At 67.7% G+C, this 15,792-nt stretch carries 16 protein-coding genes; 5 read left to right on the plus strand and 11 right to left on the minus strand.

All coding sequences use genetic code 11. The annotated features are described in order from the left end of the window. Positions 1–9: 9 nt before the first annotated feature. The 6 genes from mnhG to ACW7G3_RS07415 are packed head-to-tail and all read right to left on the minus strand — an operon-like array spanning position 10 to position 5,818. Positions 10–378: a monovalent cation/H(+) antiporter subunit G gene (mnhG, locus tag ACW7G3_RS07390; RefSeq protein WP_456973944.1), complete on the minus strand. Its 369-nt coding sequence runs from the start codon at positions 376–378 to the stop codon at positions 10–12. Continuing rightward, a complete protein-coding gene (locus ACW7G3_RS07395; RefSeq protein WP_456973942.1) occupies positions 375–644 on the minus strand; it encodes a K+/H+ antiporter subunit F in 270 nt (89 codons plus the stop codon). Before ACW7G3_RS07395 ends, mnhG begins: the two co-directional genes overlap by 4 nt. Then, on the minus strand, positions 641–1,147 hold the full coding sequence (locus ACW7G3_RS07400) for a Na+/H+ antiporter subunit E (protein ID WP_456974149.1): 507 nt from the start codon (positions 1,145–1,147) through the stop codon (positions 641–643). Before ACW7G3_RS07400 ends, ACW7G3_RS07395 begins: the two co-directional genes overlap by 4 nt. A gap of 11 nt (positions 1,148–1,158) precedes the next feature. Beyond that, entirely contained in the window at positions 1,159–2,685 is a 1,527-nt protein-coding gene (locus ACW7G3_RS07405) for a monovalent cation/H+ antiporter subunit D (RefSeq protein WP_456982393.1), read from the minus strand. Further along, positions 2,685–3,038: a Na+/H+ antiporter subunit C gene (locus ACW7G3_RS07410; RefSeq protein WP_456973940.1), complete on the minus strand. Its 354-nt coding sequence runs from the start codon at positions 3,036–3,038 to the stop codon at positions 2,685–2,687. Before ACW7G3_RS07410 ends, ACW7G3_RS07405 begins: the two co-directional genes overlap by 1 nt. Further along, positions 3,038–5,818 carry a monovalent cation/H+ antiporter subunit A gene (locus tag ACW7G3_RS07415; RefSeq protein WP_456982036.1) on the minus strand — a complete coding sequence of 927 codons (2,781 nt, stop codon included), beginning with the start codon at positions 5,816–5,818 and terminating at the stop codon, positions 3,038–3,040. Before ACW7G3_RS07415 ends, ACW7G3_RS07410 begins: the two co-directional genes overlap by 1 nt. Positions 5,819–5,961: 143 nt before the next feature. Between ACW7G3_RS07415 and ACW7G3_RS07420 the strand changes: the two genes are divergently transcribed. After that, the gene (locus ACW7G3_RS07420; protein ID WP_456982038.1) at positions 5,962–6,906 is read left to right on the plus strand and encodes an NAD-dependent epimerase/dehydratase family protein; all 945 of its coding nucleotides are present in this window, start codon (positions 5,962–5,964) and stop codon (positions 6,904–6,906) included. 253 nt (positions 6,907–7,159) lie between these two features. Here ACW7G3_RS07420 and ACW7G3_RS07425 read toward each other — a convergent pair whose 3' ends face one another. The 3 genes from ACW7G3_RS07425 to ACW7G3_RS07435 are packed head-to-tail and all read right to left on the minus strand — an operon-like array spanning position 7,160 to position 9,544. Further along, entirely contained in the window at positions 7,160–8,113 is a 954-nt protein-coding gene (locus ACW7G3_RS07425) for a DMT family transporter (RefSeq protein WP_456982040.1), read from the minus strand. A gap of 7 nt (positions 8,114–8,120) precedes the next feature. Then, positions 8,121–8,615, minus strand: a complete 495-nt coding sequence (locus ACW7G3_RS07430; protein ID WP_456982041.1) for an Mpo1 family 2-hydroxy fatty acid dioxygenase — start codon at positions 8,613–8,615, stop codon at positions 8,121–8,123. Then, positions 8,612–9,544, minus strand: coding sequence for a phosphoribosylaminoimidazolesuccinocarboxamide synthase (locus tag ACW7G3_RS07435; RefSeq protein ID WP_456982043.1), 933 nt, complete (start codon positions 9,542–9,544; stop codon positions 8,612–8,614). The genes ACW7G3_RS07430 and ACW7G3_RS07435 overlap by 4 nt, the downstream gene beginning before the upstream one ends. A 101-nt stretch (positions 9,545–9,645) precedes the next feature. Here ACW7G3_RS07435 and ACW7G3_RS07440 point away from each other — a divergent pair, with 101 nt between their 5' ends. The 3 genes from ACW7G3_RS07440 to trpE all read left to right on the plus strand — a co-directional run bounded on the left by ACW7G3_RS07440 (position 9,646) and on the right by trpE (position 12,756). After that, positions 9,646–9,975: a J domain-containing protein gene (locus ACW7G3_RS07440; protein WP_456982044.1), complete on the plus strand. Its 330-nt coding sequence runs from the start codon at positions 9,646–9,648 to the stop codon at positions 9,973–9,975. Between the two features lie 45 nt (positions 9,976–10,020). Beyond that, entirely contained in the window at positions 10,021–10,713 is a 693-nt protein-coding gene (gene rpe / locus ACW7G3_RS07445) for a ribulose-phosphate 3-epimerase (RefSeq protein ID WP_456982046.1), read from the plus strand. Between the two features lie 567 nt (positions 10,714–11,280). Then, positions 11,281–12,756, plus strand: coding sequence for an anthranilate synthase component I (gene trpE, locus ACW7G3_RS07450; protein WP_456982048.1), 1,476 nt, complete (start codon positions 11,281–11,283; stop codon positions 12,754–12,756). A gap of 161 nt (positions 12,757–12,917) precedes the next feature. Here the strand turns inward: trpE and ACW7G3_RS07455 are convergent, their stop codons facing one another. Both ACW7G3_RS07455 and ACW7G3_RS07460 read right to left on the minus strand, forming a co-directional pair. Beyond that, on the minus strand, positions 12,918–13,523 hold the full coding sequence (locus ACW7G3_RS07455) for a hypothetical protein (protein ID WP_456982050.1): 606 nt from the start codon (positions 13,521–13,523) through the stop codon (positions 12,918–12,920). Positions 13,524–13,602: 79 nt separating this feature from the next. After that, a complete protein-coding gene (locus tag ACW7G3_RS07460) occupies positions 13,603–14,946 on the minus strand; it encodes an NTP/NDP exchange transporter (RefSeq protein WP_456982051.1) in 1,344 nt (447 codons plus the stop codon). Between the two features lie 236 nt (positions 14,947–15,182). Here ACW7G3_RS07460 and ACW7G3_RS07465 point away from each other — a divergent pair, with 236 nt between their 5' ends. Next, positions 15,183–15,761 carry an anthranilate synthase component II gene (locus tag ACW7G3_RS07465; RefSeq protein ID WP_456973920.1) on the plus strand — a complete coding sequence of 193 codons (579 nt, stop codon included), beginning with the start codon at positions 15,183–15,185 and terminating at the stop codon, positions 15,759–15,761. Positions 15,762–15,792 lie beyond the last annotated feature (31 nt).

A 15,792-nucleotide genomic window follows, 5' to 3' on the forward strand; every position in this document is an offset into this window, starting at 1 on the left:
CCGTGCGGGTCAGGCGTTGCGGTTGTCCACGTCTTCCCGCACTGCTCCGTCCGGATCCGGCGGGCGCGGCGGGGTGGGCGGCAGCTCGCCCATCAGCGACAGCGTGGCGCGCGACATCAGGTGGGCGCTGACCGGCGCGGTCAGGAACAGGAACACCACGATCAGCAGCTCACGCGGGTGCAGGCCGGTGCCGTAGAAACTGTGGAACAGGATCGAGGCCACCAAGATGCAGCCCACGCCCATGGTGCTGGCCTTGGTGGGGCCGTGCAGCCGGCGCAGGAAGGTGCTGAGCTTGACCAGCGAGAACGCGCCGAGGAAGGCGAAGAAGCTGCCGGTAGCCAGCAGCAGGATCAGGACGATGTCGAGGATCTGGATCATTCCACGATATCCCTTCGGATCACGTACTTGCTCAGCACCACGGTACTGAAGAACCCGAGCATGGCGATGATCAGCGCGACTTCAAAATAGAGCTCGGTATCCAGATACATCCCGAACAGGATCAGCTGCGCCACGCCGTTTACATACAGCGTGTCCAGGGCCAGGATGCGGTCCGGCGCCGTGGGGCCACGCAGCAGTCGCCACAGCGACATCAGCATGGCCAGCCCGACCACGGACAGGGCGATGACGATTGCGATCTGGATCATGGGAACACCTTCCGCAGCCGGACTTCATAGCGCTGCTTGATTTCATCGATCATGCCCTGCGGGTCGTCCGTGCTCAGCACGTGCACCAGCATGTACTTGCGGTCTTCGGTCAGCGCCGCCGCCACGGTGCCGGGTGTCAGGGTGATCACGCTGGCCAGGGCCGAGATCCCGTGGATGTTGGTCAGCTCCAGCGGGATCCAGATGAAGTGCGGGGTCAGCTTCTTCTCATTTCCGAGTACCTGGCGGGCGACGGTGAAATTGGCCACCAGCAGGTCCCACATCAGCACCGCACCCAGCTGCAGCAGCACGTCCAGCCGGGCCATGCGCGCGAACTCGCGCTCCAGGCGGGTGGCAATCAGCGGCATCACCACCGCCAGCACCAGCGCCATCAATATATGGGCGAAGCTCAGCTCTTCGGCCATCAGCAGCCAGAATGCGAACACCGTGAAGCTCTGCGGCAGCGAGGGCAGCACGCGGCGACGCAGGGTCAACAGCCGTCTCATGGTCTGTCGTTTCATGGTGAGGGCTCCCGCAGCTGCGGCTGGGTGGAGCGGACCTGCTGGATGTAATTGCCCGGCGTCAGCAGCTGCTCGGCCGTGGCATCGGTATAGCGCAGGATCGGCCCGGCGGCCACGGTCATCGCCACGCCGTAGGCCAGCAGCAGGAAGGTGGCACCGACCTCGATCGGTCGCGGCGAAGGCGGCGGCTTGCCCTCACCGGGAGCCTCCACGCGCCAGAACAGACGGGTGCCGGTGCGGGTCAGGCCAATGATCGTCAGCAGGCTCCCGCCCAGTACCGCGGCCCAGATCCACCCGGTGCTGGCAGAGGGCACTGCGCCCAGCACCACGAACTTGCCGATGAACCCGGACAGCGGCGGCAGTCCGGCCACCGATACCGCGGCAATCAGGTACACCATGGCCGAGCCCGAACGGGTGGGCGGTGCGATCGGCAGCACGTGGTCGCCGAGGTTGCCGCGCTGGCGCTGCACCAGGTCGGCGATCAGGAACAGCGCCGCAGTCACGAACACGCTGTGCGACAGGTAGTACAGACCACCGCTGATTCCCTGCTGGTTGGCCACGGAGAAGGCGATGAACAGGGTGCCTGCCGAGAGCATCACCAGGTAGGCCACGGCGACCCGCATGCGGGTGGCGCCAACCACGCCGACTGCTGCCAGCACCACGGTCAGGCCGCCCGCCACCAGCAGGGCATCCCAGGCGTAGTCGGCCAACGGCCCGGCTTCGGCGCCGAACATCAGCGTGTACACCCGCAGCACGGCGTACAGGCCGACCTTGGTCATGATGGTGAACAGCGCCGCCACCGCCGCAGGCGCGCGCGAGTAGGCTTCCGGCAGCCAGATATAGAGCGGTATCAACGCCGCCTTGCCGCAGAACACCACCAGCAGCAGGCCGGCCGCGGCCTTCACCATGGCCACGTCTTCGGGCGCCGTTTCAGCAATGCGAATCGCCATCTCGGCCATGTTGAGCGTGCCGAGCATGCCGTACAGCAGGCCCAGTGCAATCAGGAACAGCGTGGAGGCGGCGATGTTGAACACCACGTAGTGCATGCCCGCGGAGATGCGCGAGCCGAGCGCGCCGCTCAACAGCAGCCCGAACGAGGCCACCAGCATCACTTCGAAGAACACGAACAGGTTGAACAGGTCGCCGGTCAGGAACGAGCCGTTGAGGCCGGCCAGCTGGAGCTGGAACAGGGCGTGGAAGTGCAGCGCACGCTTGTCCCAGCCGGCGGTGGCGTGCAGCAGGCAGGGGATCGCCAGCAGGGTGGTGGTGAGCACCATCAGCGCGCTCAGCCGGTCCACCACCAGGGTGATGCCCAGCCGCGCCGGCCAGTCGCCCACCAGGTACACGGTGATCTCGCCACCGGCCGCCGCCTGCACCAGCATCACCGAAACCGCCAGCAGCGCGGTCATCGCGATCCACGCGCCGGTGCGCAGGGTGCGGGTGCTCTGGCGCCGCTCGAGCAGCAACAGGCAGGCCCCTGCTACAAGCGGAACCAGGATCGGAAGAATGGCCAGGTGTTGCATCATTTCTGCTCTTCCGACGGATCCTGGGCGTCCACGTGGTCACTGCGCAGGTCGGCGTGGTTGCGCATCGCCACCACCACGGTGATGGCCGTGGTCGCGAACGCGATCACGATCGCGGTCAGCACCAGCGCCTGCGGCAGCGGATCGGCATGGTTGGCGAGCGTTGCCTCCACTCCGTCCATCAGCACCGCCGGCTTGCCTACCACCAGCCGGCCGGAGGAAAAGATCAGCAGGTTGGTCGCATACGAGAGCAGGGTCAGGCCCAGGATCACGTCGAACGTGCGCGCCCGCAGCAGCAGGTACACGCCGCCGGCGGTCAGGGTTCCGATCGCGGTAGCCAGCGCGAACTCCATCAGTAGGCCTCCTCATTGGCTCGCTGGCGCTGCTTGACCGTACCCATGGTCGAGAGCATCAGCAGGGCGCTGGCGAACACCGTCACGTACACGCCAGTGTCGAACAGCAGCGCGCTGGCGAGCGGCAGGTAGCCGATCAGCGGCAGCTGCAGGTCGATGTGCCCGCTGGTCAGGAACGGATAGCCGAAGAAGAACGAGCCCATGCCCCCGGCGGCGGCCAGCAGCAGGCCCAGCCCGATGCCGCGTACGTAATCGAAGCCGAACGTGGCCTCCACCGTGCGCGCACCCTGCAGCACGTACTTGATCAGTATCGGCACCGCGATGGCCAAGCCGGCGATGAAGCCGCCGCCAGGCGCGTTGTGGCCGCGCAGGAACAGGTAGATCGATACCGTCAGGGTCAGCGGGAAGATCAGCTGGGTCAGGTCGGCCGGGATCGGCAGGGTCACCGGCGGGCCCGGCATGACCTCGTCAGGGCGCAGGCGGGCCCAGCGCAGCAGCGCATGCACCACCAGGCCGGCCATGCCGAACACGGTGATCTCGCCAAAGGTATCCAGGCCTCGGAAGTCCACCAGGATCACGTTGACCACGTTGCTGCCATAGGCCTCGGGCAGCGAGCGGGCCAGCAGCTCGCCGGCGATGGTCTGCGAGGGCCGCACCATCATCGCGTAGGCGAGCGCCGCGATGCCGCCACCGGCGGCGACCGAGATGCCGATGTCGCGCCAGCGGCGCACCATGGAGCGCTGCTGCGGCGACTGCTTGGGCAGGTAGTTCAGCGCCATCATCAACATGGCGACGGTGACCATCTCCACCAGGATCTGGGTCAGGGCCAGGTCCGGTGCCGACAGGTACACGAAGATCAGGCTCACCATCAGCCCCACCGCGCCGATCACGATCAGCGCGGTCAGGCGTTTGCTGTGCATGCTGACCGTGGCCAGGGTGGCGACCACCAGCACCGCCCAGATCACCCAGCCCATCACCGGCAGCGGCTGCAATTGCCCCGCCTGCGGCAGGGTCATGGGCAGGCTGGCCAGGAACGGCACCGCGCCGATGGCCATGGCCACCAGCAGCAGCCACAGCAGGCTGCGCCGCAGGCCGCCCGCGACAATCCATTCGCTGGCAACACGGGCGCCGTTGAACAGGGCTTCAACGTTGAGCTGGAACAGATGGCGGCCGCGCGCGCCCAGCATCGCCGCATGGATGTCGAACAGCCGGCGCAGGCTGAAATACAGGACCACGCCGCCAACCACGCCCAGGAAGCTCATCAGCAGCGGCAGGTTGAAGCCGTGCCACAGCGACAAGGTGTATTCCGGCGCCGCCGAACCCAGGGTGCCGGCGACCGCTGTTTGCAAGGTTGGCCCCACCACCACTGCGGGCAGGATGCCCACCGCCAGGCAGGCCAGGACCAGGATGGCCACCGGGATCCGCATCCAGCGCGGCGGCTCGTGCGGCACCACGTCGATGTCGCGCGGGCCTTGGCCAAAGAACGTGTCGTGGACGAAGCGCAGGCTGTAGGCCACGCCGAACACGCCGTACAGTGCCGCCACGATCGTGATCACCAGCTGCAGCGCGCCGTGGCCCTGCACGTCCAGCGCCTCGGCGAAGAACATTTCCTTGGACAGGAAGCCGTTGAGCAGCGGGATCCCGGCCATGGCCAGCGAGGCGATGATCGCCAGCGCGCTGGTGATTGGCATGAATCTTCGCAGGTTGCCGAGCCGGCGCATGTCGCGGGTGCCGGTCTCATGGTCGATGATGCCCGCGGCCATGAACAGCGACGCCTTGAAGGTGGCGTGGTTGAGGATGTGGAACAGCGCCGCCACCACCGCCATCGGCGTGGACAGGCCGAACAGCAGGGTGATCAGTCCCAGGTGCGAGATGGTGGAATACGCCAGCAGGCCCTTCAGGTCATGCTGGAAGATCGCGAACCACGCACCCATCAACAGGGTGATCGCGCCGATGGAGCTGACCGTATAGAAGAACAGGTCGGTGCCGGCCAGTGCGGGATGCAATCGCGCCAGCAGGAACACGCCCGCCTTGACCATCGTCGCCGAGTGCAGATAGGCCGAGACCGGGGTGGGCGCCGCCATCGCATGTGGCAGCCAGAAATGGAACGGGAACTGCGCGCTTTTGGTGAAGATGCCCAGCAGCACCAGGCCGAGGATGGCGGGGTACAGGCCGCTCGCGCGAATCAGGTCACCAGAGGCCAGCACCACGTCCAGATCGTAGCTGCCGGTGACCCGGCCGATCAGCAGCACGCCACCCAGCAACGCCAGTCCGCCCATGGCGGTGATGGTCAGGGCCATGCGCGCGCCCTGGCGTGCGTCCTGCTGGTGCGACCAGAAGCCGATCAGCAGGAACGAACTGATCGAGGTCAGCTCCCAGAACACCACCAGCAGAAGCAGGTTGCCGGCGATGACCATGCCGAGCATGGAGCCCATGAACAGCAGCAGGTAGGCAAAGAAGCGCGGCGCCGAGTCCTGTTCGCTCAGGTAGTAGCGCGCATACATCACGATCAGCACGCCGATGCCCAGCACCATGCCGGCGAACATCCAGGCCAAGCCGTCCAGGCGCAGGTCGAACATCAGTCCGACCTGGGGGATCCATTCGTAAACGACCCGTGGCACATCGCCTGACATCACCGCGGGGGTGAGCCAGACCAGGATCGCCAGACCGAGCAGGGGAGCGGAGGCGGCCATCCATGCGATCGCAGAGCGGGGCACGGCGTGGAACGCCGCCACCGAAAGCGCCAGCACGAAGGGCAGGGCCAACAGGACCTCTAGCATCAGTCTCCTTATCTGAATGGGGCCGCGAAGCGGGGGAGCTGCGCGCGGCGGAATGGAATTCTAGCAGGCCGCCCCGGCGACCGGACCCGACAGGTTAGCGCACCGCTTGCGCCCGATGCCCGCCCGGACGCCATCGCCTATGCTTGCCCGATGCAGTCGCAGAACGCCGCACGCCGCCCCAGTTTCCTGCTCCCGCCGCGGACATTCCGGTGACGGTGGGCACGCGCAGCGCACTGGTTTTCGGTGGCAGCGGACAGCTGGGGCAGGCCCTCATCGCCCGCCTGGCTGCTGTCGGCTGGAGCGTGTCGGCCGTGTCGCGTCGGGCGCAACCCGGTGACGGCCGGGTGCGCTGGTTCGAAGGCGGATTGGAGCACCCGCCGGCACTGCCGGGCAGCTTTGGAGTGATCTTCAGCTGCGGCCCGCTGGACCTGTTTTCGCAGTGGTACGCGGACAGCGATATCGACTGCCGGCGGATCGTCGCGTTCGGCTCCACCAGCATGCACGCCAAGCGCGCGGCCCAGGACCCCGGCGAGCGCGATCTGGCCGCACGCCTGCAGGACGCGGAGCAACGCCTGTTCCACGCTGCCACCGACCGTGCCGCCGCCGCCACCGTCCTGCGCCCGACCCTGATCTATGGGGCAGGGCGCGACCACAGCCTCACCCGGATAGCCGCACTCGCATCGCGCACCCGCTTCTTCCCGCTGCCGCGTGGCGCTACCGGGCTGAGACAGCCGGTGCACGTTGAAGATCTTGCCGCCGCGGCCTTCTCCGTCGCGACCGCCACCGCCACCCACGGCCGTGGCTATGACCTGCCGGGAGGAGAGACCCTCGCGTACCGGGAAATGGTCGCCCGCACCCTGGCGGCCCTGTCGCCCGCCCCGCGCCTGATCGAACTGCCCGGTCGCCTGTTCCGCCTCGCCCACAAGGCCGCCCGGGCGGCGGGCTATCTGCAGGGCATGCCCGCCGGTGCGATCGCGCGCATGCGCGAAGACCTGGTGTTTGACTCGGCGCCCGCCACGCAGGACTTCGGCTACGCCCCACGCCCGTTCCGCCCAACCGCCGAGATGTTCATTCCACCCGGCAGTTGAGAGCGTCGGAACGCCGCCTCGGCAGCCAGCGAAGGCCCACCGGTACTTACCGCAAGCCAAGCCCCGTCGTGGCCGGCAGGCCTTCGCAGCGAAGTAAAGGAGGAGGCATCCGCCGCAGGCGGAGGCCGGGGGACATGAGCAGCGAAGGCCTGCCGGCCGCGGCGGGGCCCCTCAGGTCGCGGCGTCGTGTATCGAATGCAACGCTACCCCCGCATGGCCAATAGTCACGCGGCTTCGCGCGCATGGCGCGCTCCTACGGCAGGCGGGACGCCTCGTCACCCGCCGCCGCAGCAACGCTGCCCGGCGCAGCATCATTCAAAGGCGTGCGCGCCTTCGTCAGCGTGCGCAGCGCGATCACCAGCACACCGCTCAACACCATCGCCCCGCCGATCCACATCGCCGGCCCCGGCCGGTCACCCCAGAACACAATGCCCAGGATCACCGCAAACACCGGCGTCATCAGCAGGTACGGCGTGACCTGGGCCACCGGATGCCGCTGTACCAGCAGATAGAACAACCCATGCCCCAGCAGCGAAGCGAAAATCGCCGCATACAGCGCCCCGCCCCAGCCGATCCATGTCACCTCGCGCAGCCCCGAGAAACTGCCCGGCTCGAACAGCGCGCTGATCGCCAGCAGCGGTCCCAGCGCAATGATCGCCGTCCAGCCCTGCTGGCTGATCATGTCCACCCCGCGCAGCCCGCGCATCAGCACCGTGCCCAGCGCCAGGAACGCCGACGACACCAGCATCGCCACCAGCGAGGCCGGGCTCTGCAGCACCATCGGGTCGAACCCCAGCACCAGCACGCCGCCAAAACTGAGCGCGATGGCCAGCGTGGTCCGCCACGCGAAGCGCTCCCCCAGCAGCCACCAGGCCAGCAGCACCGCCATGGGCACGTAGCTCTGGGCCACGATCGCCGGGGAGGACAGGTTGTCGGCCAGGCGCAGCGACAGGAAACTGGTGCCGAAGTGCAGCGTGCCGTTGAGCACCGCCACTGCAGCCAGCCGGCCCCACTGGTCACGCGGCGGCGCCTTGATGAACCACACCAGCATCGCCCCCAGCATCACCATCCGCACCGCGGTGAACATGAAAGGCGGCAACTCGCGCAGCGCATGCGCCGACACCAGGAAGTTCAGCGCCCAGAACACACACACCAGACCGACCAGGACCAGGTCGCGTCCACCCAGTCCACGCAAATTTGAACTCATGCAGTGATTACCAGTGCCAACCGAAGCGGCGATAGAGTTTGGCCAACACCCAGGCCGGGCCGATCAGCAGGTAGCGCAGGTCGGTGAAAAAGCTCGGCTTCTTGGCTTCGTACAGCTTGCTGTGACCGACGAACTGGGCGATCCAGGCCACTGTGAACACGCCAATGGCCAGCCCCAGCAGACCGCGTGAGCCCAGCCTGTCGTGCAGCCACCAGGTCAGCGTTGCCATGGCCAGGAACACCAGCAGCATGCCCAGCCCGATCCGGCGCGAAGCGCGGTAATAGAACAGCCACGCCGCGAACATCGCCATGACAGCCCAGATGCCCTGTTCGAACAGCCCGCCGGAGGGGATGCACCACAGCAGCGCAATCACGCTCCACAGGATCAAAGGCACCGCCACCACGTGGATGGCCTGGTTGACCGGATTGTGGTGGTCGCCCGAATAACTGGCAAACCAGCGGTCAATCGGTCGGGTGCTTGTTCCTTCGGCGCCGGCGTTCATTGGATGCTGATACCCGCCAGCCGCTGCAGCGCTTCCGCATAGCGGGCGCGGGTGCGTTCGATCACCTCCGGCGGCAGGCGCGGGCCCGGGGCGGTCTTGTCCCAGTCCTGCGTCTCCAGCCAGTCGCGCACGATCTGCTTGTCATAGCTCGGCGGGCTGCTGCCCACCTGGTATTCGTCCGCGGGCCAGTAGCGCGACGAATCCGGGGTCAGCATTTCGTCCATCACGTACAGCCGCCCGTCCTCGTCGGTGCCGAACTCGAACTTGGTGTCGGCCAGCAGGATCCCGCGCTCGGCCGCGTGGGCGGCGGCGAAGCGGTACAGGCGCAGGGTTGCGTCGCGGATCTGTTCGGCCAGCTCGCCGCCGATCCGGTGGACCATGGTGTCGAAGTCGATGTTCTCGTCGTGCTCGCCCGGCGCGGCCTTGCTGGAAGGCGTGAACACCGGCTCGGCCAGCTGCTCGGCCTGGCGCAGGCCGTCGGGCAGGCGGATGCCGCTGACATGGCCGGTGCGCTGGTAATCCTTCCAGCCGCTGCCGATCAGATAGCCGCGGGCGATCGCTTCCACCGGCAGCGGGCGCAGCTTGCGCGCCACCACCGAGCGCTTCGCGTACGGCGCGGGGTCCACGCCATCGGGCAGCATCGAGGCCACCTCCACCCCGGTCAGGTGGTTGCGCATCAGGTGCTCGGTGCGGTCGAACCAGAAGTTGCTGATCTGGCAGAGCATCTCGCCCTTGCCGGGGATCGGGTCGGGCAGGACCACGTCGAATGCCGACAGGCGGTCGGTGGCCACGATCAGCAGGCCTTCGCCCGGATCCGGGGCGTCCCCGGTGGCGCCTGGCAGTCTGCCCAGGTCGAATACATCGCGCACCTTGCCGCGGTGGTGCAGGGTCAAACCGGGCAGGTCGGCGGAAATGAGCGTCGTCGACACGGTGTAAGCCGGTGGCTGTGAGGGTCGGGCAGTGTAGTGCCATTCGACCCCGGGAGTCAGCGGGCGCGTCGCCGCGGCCGCGAAGCACCTACAATGGCCCGATGAAACGCTGGTACGGAAAACTGTTCGGCTTCATTGCCGGCTGGCTGTTGCTCAGGCATCCCATTGGGGGGGTGATCGGCCTGCTGATCGGCCATGCGTTCGATGCGGACTGGCTGATTCCGAAGAAAAGCGCCCCGTATCGCGTGCTTGGCGTTGACGTGAACGCCACCGATGCCGAGATCGACCAGGCCTACCGGCGGCTGATGTCCCAGTACCACCCCGACCGGCTGTCGGGCGCCGCGCCTGATCTGCGCGACAAGGCCGGCAAGCGGGCGCGGGAAATCAACGCCGCCTACGACCAGATCAAGACCCTGCGCCGCCGCCGCTGAGCCGCGGTCGGCCAACTTTCCTCCACGCACAACCGAGCCGTCGCCATGCAGCCTGCCGTCATCGCCCCGTCCATCCTGTCCGCCGATTTCGCCCGCCTGGGCGAGGAAGTCGACAACGTCCTGGCCGCCGGTGCCGACTGGGTGCATTTCGACGTGATGGACAACCACTACGTGCCCAACCTCACCATCGGTCCGCTGGTGTGCGAGGCGCTGCGCAAGCACGGGGTGACCGCGCCGATCGATGTGCACCTGATGGTGGAGCCGGTCGATCGCATCGTTCCGGATTTTGCGAAGGCGGGGGCGAGTTTGATCAGCTTCCACCCGGAGGCGAGCCGGCATGTGCATCGGACGATCCAGCTGATCAAGGCGGAAGGCTGCCAGGCGGGGCTGGTGCTGAACCCGGCGACGCCGGTGGAAGTGCTGGACTACGTGCTGGAGGAGCTGGATCTGGTGCTGCTGATGTCGGTGAACCCGGGGTTTGGGGGGCAGGCGTTCATTCCTTCGACGCTGGACAAGCTGCGGCAGGTGCGCGAGCGCATTGATGCCAGCGGGCGGGCCATCCGGCTGCAGGTGGATGGTGGGGTGAAGCCGGACAACATCGGCGAGATCGCGGCGGCGGGTGCGGATACGTTTGTGGCCGGCTCGGCCATTTTCGGGAAGCCGGACTACCGGGCGGTGATTGACGAGATGCGCGCCGGCATTGCTGGCGCTGCTGGCGCTGCTGGCTTGCGGGCCTGAGAGACTGGGGGCGGGGCGTCGGGACGGGGGTTTTTCTGCGCCGCGTCCTGGGTTCGGCTGGAACCTGCGTGCTTCGATTCAGTTCGCCGTGACCTGAAGGGCCCCGCCGTGGCCGGCAGGCCTTCGCTGCTCATGTCCCCCGGCCTCCGCCTGCGGCGGATGCCTCCTCCTTTACTTCGCTGCGAAGGCCTCCCGGCCACGGCGGGGCTGGGCTTGCGGTGCGCAGGTCGGGGGGCGTCGGCAGAATTTCGGGGGTGGGGGGCGATGGCGGATGGTCGGTTTCGCGGAGCGTCTCTGGCGTAGCCCCGGTCTACGTTGTAGGAGCGCGCCATGCGCGCGAAGCCGCGTGAATACCAGCGAAGCGACATTAAGGAATCCACAAAAAAGGCCGCGACGTCCGCCGCGGCCTTTCCCGTTGAATATTTGGAGGCTGATCCTGCCTCCGCCCGTCGTCCCTGATATGGCCTCCCATGTTCCGCGGCATTGATGACAGGTCGATGACGGGCGGGTGGCACCTGTGCCACCGGTTGGCTCGCGCACTTGGGCCCCAGCCGCTACATTGCGCTGATGATTACCCGTGAGCAGTTCCAGGCCTTCGCCGCCGAGGGCCATACCCGTATTCCCGTGGTGCGCGAGGTGCTGTCCGATCTGGACACGCCGCTGTCGGTGTACCTGAAGCTGGCCGACGGCCCGCATACCTATCTGTTCGAGTCGGTCGAGGGCGGGGAACGTTTTGGCCGCTATTCGATCATCGGCCTGCCCGCTGCGCGGGTGTACACGTTCCGGGGGCATGAGCTGGCGGTGAGCGTGCACGGCGAGGTGCTGGAAACGCGCCACGTGGAAGATCCCTTCGCTGAAGTGGAGCGGCTGCGCACTGGGCATTCGGTGCCGGAAGTGGAGGGCCTTCCCGGTTTCTCGGGCGGTCTGGTGGGGTGGTTCGGGTTCGAGTGCATCGACTACATCGAGCCGCGCCTGGCCCGTGGGGATCTGCCCGATGAGCTGGGGACGCCGGACATCCTGCTGATGGAGTCGGAGGAGGTCGCGGTATTCGACAACCTCAAGGGCCGGCTGTACCTGATCGTGCATGCCGATCCGCGCCAGCCGCAGGCATGGGGGCGGGCCAACCGGCGGCTGGATGCGCTGGTGCATCGATTGCGCCACGCAGGGGCCGGCTATCCGGAGACGCTGCAGCCGGCGGCGTTGGACGAGGAGGATTTCGTTTCCGGCTTCACCCGCGAAAGTTTCATCGCGGCGGTGGAGAAGTCGCAGGAATACATCCGCTCCGGCGACATCTTCCAGGTGGTGCTGAGCCAGCGCCTGTCGGTCCCGTTCAACGCCCGGCCTGTGGATGTGTACCGGGCGCTGCGCGCGCTGAATCCGTCGCCATACATGTATTTCCTCGATACCGGCGGCACCCAGGTGGTCGGTTCCTCGCCGGAGATCCTGGTGCGCCAGCAGGGCGGCACGGTGACCGTGCGCCCGATTGCCGGCACCCGTCCGCGTGGTGCCACGCCGGAGGAAGATGCCGCGCTGGAAGCCGAGCTGCTGGCCGATCCCAAGGAGCGCGCCGAGCACCTGATGCTGATTGATCTCGGCCGCAACGATGTCGGCCGGGTGTCCGAGCCGGGCACGGTGGAGCTGGGCGAGAGCTTTGCCATCGAGCGCTACAGCCACGTCATGCACATCGTCAGCGAAGTCACCGGCCGGCTGAAGGAAGGCCTGAGCTATGCCGATGTGCTGCGGGCGACATTTCCCGCAGGCACCGTCAGCGGTGCGCCCAAGGTGCGCGCGCTGGAGATCGTGCGTGAGTTGGAGCCGATCCGGCGCAACGTCTACTCCGGCGCGGTCGGTTACATCGGCTGGCACGGCGATGCCGACACGGCCATCGCCATCCGTACCGCGGTGATCCAGGACGGCCGCCTGCACGTGCAGGCCGGCGCCGGCATCGTCCACGACTCCGATCCGGCGAAGGAGTGGGATGAAACCATGAGCAAGGGCCGCGCCCTGTTCCGCGCCGTGGCCCAGGCCGCCAAGGGTCTCTAACCGCGCCGCCTTGCACTGTAGAAGCGCGTCTTACGCGCGAAGCCGCATGACCCCTGTCGGTGCCGTGTCACTTCGGTGACGACGTCCCGGCCGACGCTCCGCCGCAATTTACGCGGTCTCGCGCGCATGGCGCGCTCCTGCATCAGCAAAGCGTGGGTTGATCAGGCGAGCGTGCGCACGGTGATGACCGCGGGGTCATCGGCATGTTCGAGCAGCAGCCGCCGCACCCGGTCCTGCCACGCCGCGCCGAAGCGGGCGATCGCCTCCGAGCCGCCGGCCAGGGCGAGCGGGATCATCAAGCGCATTTCGGGGTCGGCGGGGACCGGCGAAGGATCGAACCTGACCTCGACCGACGCGTCGGTATCCTGCCGCTGCATCCACAGCGACGCTGCCGATGTGTCGCCGTAGCGCAGCAGGTTGTTGCGCGCGTGCAGGCCGCCCAGGCCTTTGAAGCCGCCGGCACCGGCCGCGCCGGTCACCAGGGTCAGGACCTGGCCGATCACCCCGGCAACGCCGGCGTCTTCCGCCTCCGGCATGCTGACCGTGACGCCGCCACGCTCCGGCAGCTCGTCACCATAGAGCGCACCCAGTCCGGCGCGGGCCGAAAGCCAAGCGCCGGCGACGGTGGGGCAGGAGTGGCCGGCCAGGCGCACGGCATCGGCGTAGCGGTACTCGATCAATCCGTCCGTGGCGGTGCCGAGCAGGTTCGCCAAGCCGTCGCGTACGCGGATGACCGGCGCGTCTTCAAAAAATGCGGGAAATGTCATGCCCCCAGTCTGCCGCCGCCCCGCCTTTCCCGCGCTGACCTGGATCAAGCCGTCCTGCACGGGGCGGTTCGTGCCCCGGCTACGACCGGTCCACGGGCCCGGATGATTCCGCCACGCGCTCCTGCGCCCGGCCCAGCCACAGCGCCAGCGCGGCCCACACCAGCGCCAGTGGCACCACCACGCTCACCAGCCCTCCCATAGCCATCCCCAGCCGCGCCAGCGCGCCTTCGGTCTGCGCGCCGACCACGTCGCCGGCCCGGTACACGAAGGTGTCGATGAAGGCCTTGGCCTTGTACTTGTCCTCGCGACTGACCACGGTGAACAGCGCCTCGCGTGCGGGACGGGTGATGCCGCGTTGCACCGCGCGGTTGGTGGCTTCAAGCAGCACCAGCACCACGAAAGAACCGTAGATCGCCAGGCCGATGAAACCGATCGCGGTAGCTATCGGCAGGATCGCCAGCGCCACCCCCAGCCCGAAGCGCTGGATGATCTTGCCGGTCATGGTCAGCTGCAGCACCAGCACCGCGATCTGGGTCCACATGTCGATGTTGCCGAAGATCGCCGTGCGCGCATCCAGGTCGTCGGTCACCGCCGCCACCATCTGCAGGCGGGTGAAGTAGATGAAGGTCGCCACTACCGTCATCAGCAGGATGTAGCCGGCGATGGCGCTGGGGTAGCGCGACTGGAACACCGCCTTGAACCCGGCCCATGCGCTGCCGCCGATACGCTCGCGATCGGCACCGGCCGCAACCGCCGATGCCGCGGTGTCTGCCGCTCCGTCCCGATCCGGCGCCATCCGCACCAGCAACCAGGCCACCGCCAGCGCCAGCAGCAGGAACCCCGCCGCCACCAGCAGCAGCGCCGGCGTGCCCAGCGGCTCGGCCAAGCGCCCGGCCAGCCACGGCCCGAAGATCGCCCCCGCCGTGCCGCCCACCGAGATCAGGGCAAAGAAGCGTCGGCCCTGGTCGGGAGAGAAGCGGTCTGCCATCAGCGCCCAGAACACCATGGTCACGAACAGGTTGAACACGCTGAACCACACGTAGAACACCTGTCCGCTGCGCTCGCCCACCGCGCCGGGCGCAAACATCAGCAGCCCCCAGAAGCCGACCAGGCTGAGCGCGAAGAACCCGTACGTCGCCCCGATTGCCTGCAGCCGCCGCAGCCGGCTCACCAGCCAACCGAACACCGGGTTCACCGCCAGCGTCACCAGCGCGGTGCCGATGAACAGCCAGCGCACGCTGTCGATCCCGCGCTCCATCCCCAGCGCATCGCGCGCCGGTCGCAGCAGCATCAACGCGGTGAGGATGCAGAAGAAGAACAGGCCCGCCAGCAGCACCGGTGCCAGCTCGCCGCGGCGCAGGTTGAACATCGCCTGCAGGGTGGCGGAGCGGTCGCGGGGCGCCCGATCGGCGGGTTGGGGCATGCGGCAAACCCTGTGCAGCGAGTGCGCCCAGTATGCCGCCGTCGCTCGCCGTAGGAGCACGCCATGCGTGCGAAGCCGCGTAAATCATGTCCGTGCGCCGGAGCTTCGGCCAAGACGTCGTCACCGGCGCCTCGCCGCGTCGCCGGATGTCACGCGGCTTCGCGCGTAAGACGCGCTCCTGCAGATGGGGCGCTGCTAAGCTGGCGCACCTTTTTGCCCGTCCCGATGCCGCCGTCATGCTGCTGATGATCGACAACTACGACAGCTTCACCTTCAACCTCGTGCAGTACCTGCAGACGCTGGGGGCGGAGGTGCGGGTGGAGCGCAACGATGCGCTGACGGTGGATGAGATCGTGCGGTTGCGGCCGGAGCGGATCGTGATCTCGCCGGGGCCGTGCACGCCGAACGAGGCCGGGGTGTCACTGGAAGTGATCGAGCGCCTTGGGCCGAGCACCCCGATCCTGGGCGTGTGCCTGGGCCACCAGGCGATTGGCCAGGCCTACGGCGGCAAGGTGGTGCGTGCGCAGCGGATCATGCATGGCAAGACTTCGCCCATCCGCCACCGGGGGCAGGGCGTGTTCGCGGGCTTGCCAGACGGTTACGTGGCCACTCGTTACCACTCGCTGGTGGTCGAGCGCGAGAGCCTGCCCGACTGTCTGGAGGTCACCGCATGGACGGAGCTGGAGGGCGGCGGCTTCGAGGAGATCATGGGCCTGCGTCACCGCGAGCATCCGGTGGAAGGCGTGCAGTTCCACCCCGAATCAATCCTCACCGAACACGGCCACGCGCTGCTGCAGAACTTCCTCCAGCGCTGACCCCCTCTGTAGGAGCGCGCCACGCGCGCGA

It is taken from the genome of Luteimonas sp. A478, from assembly GCF_054052025.1.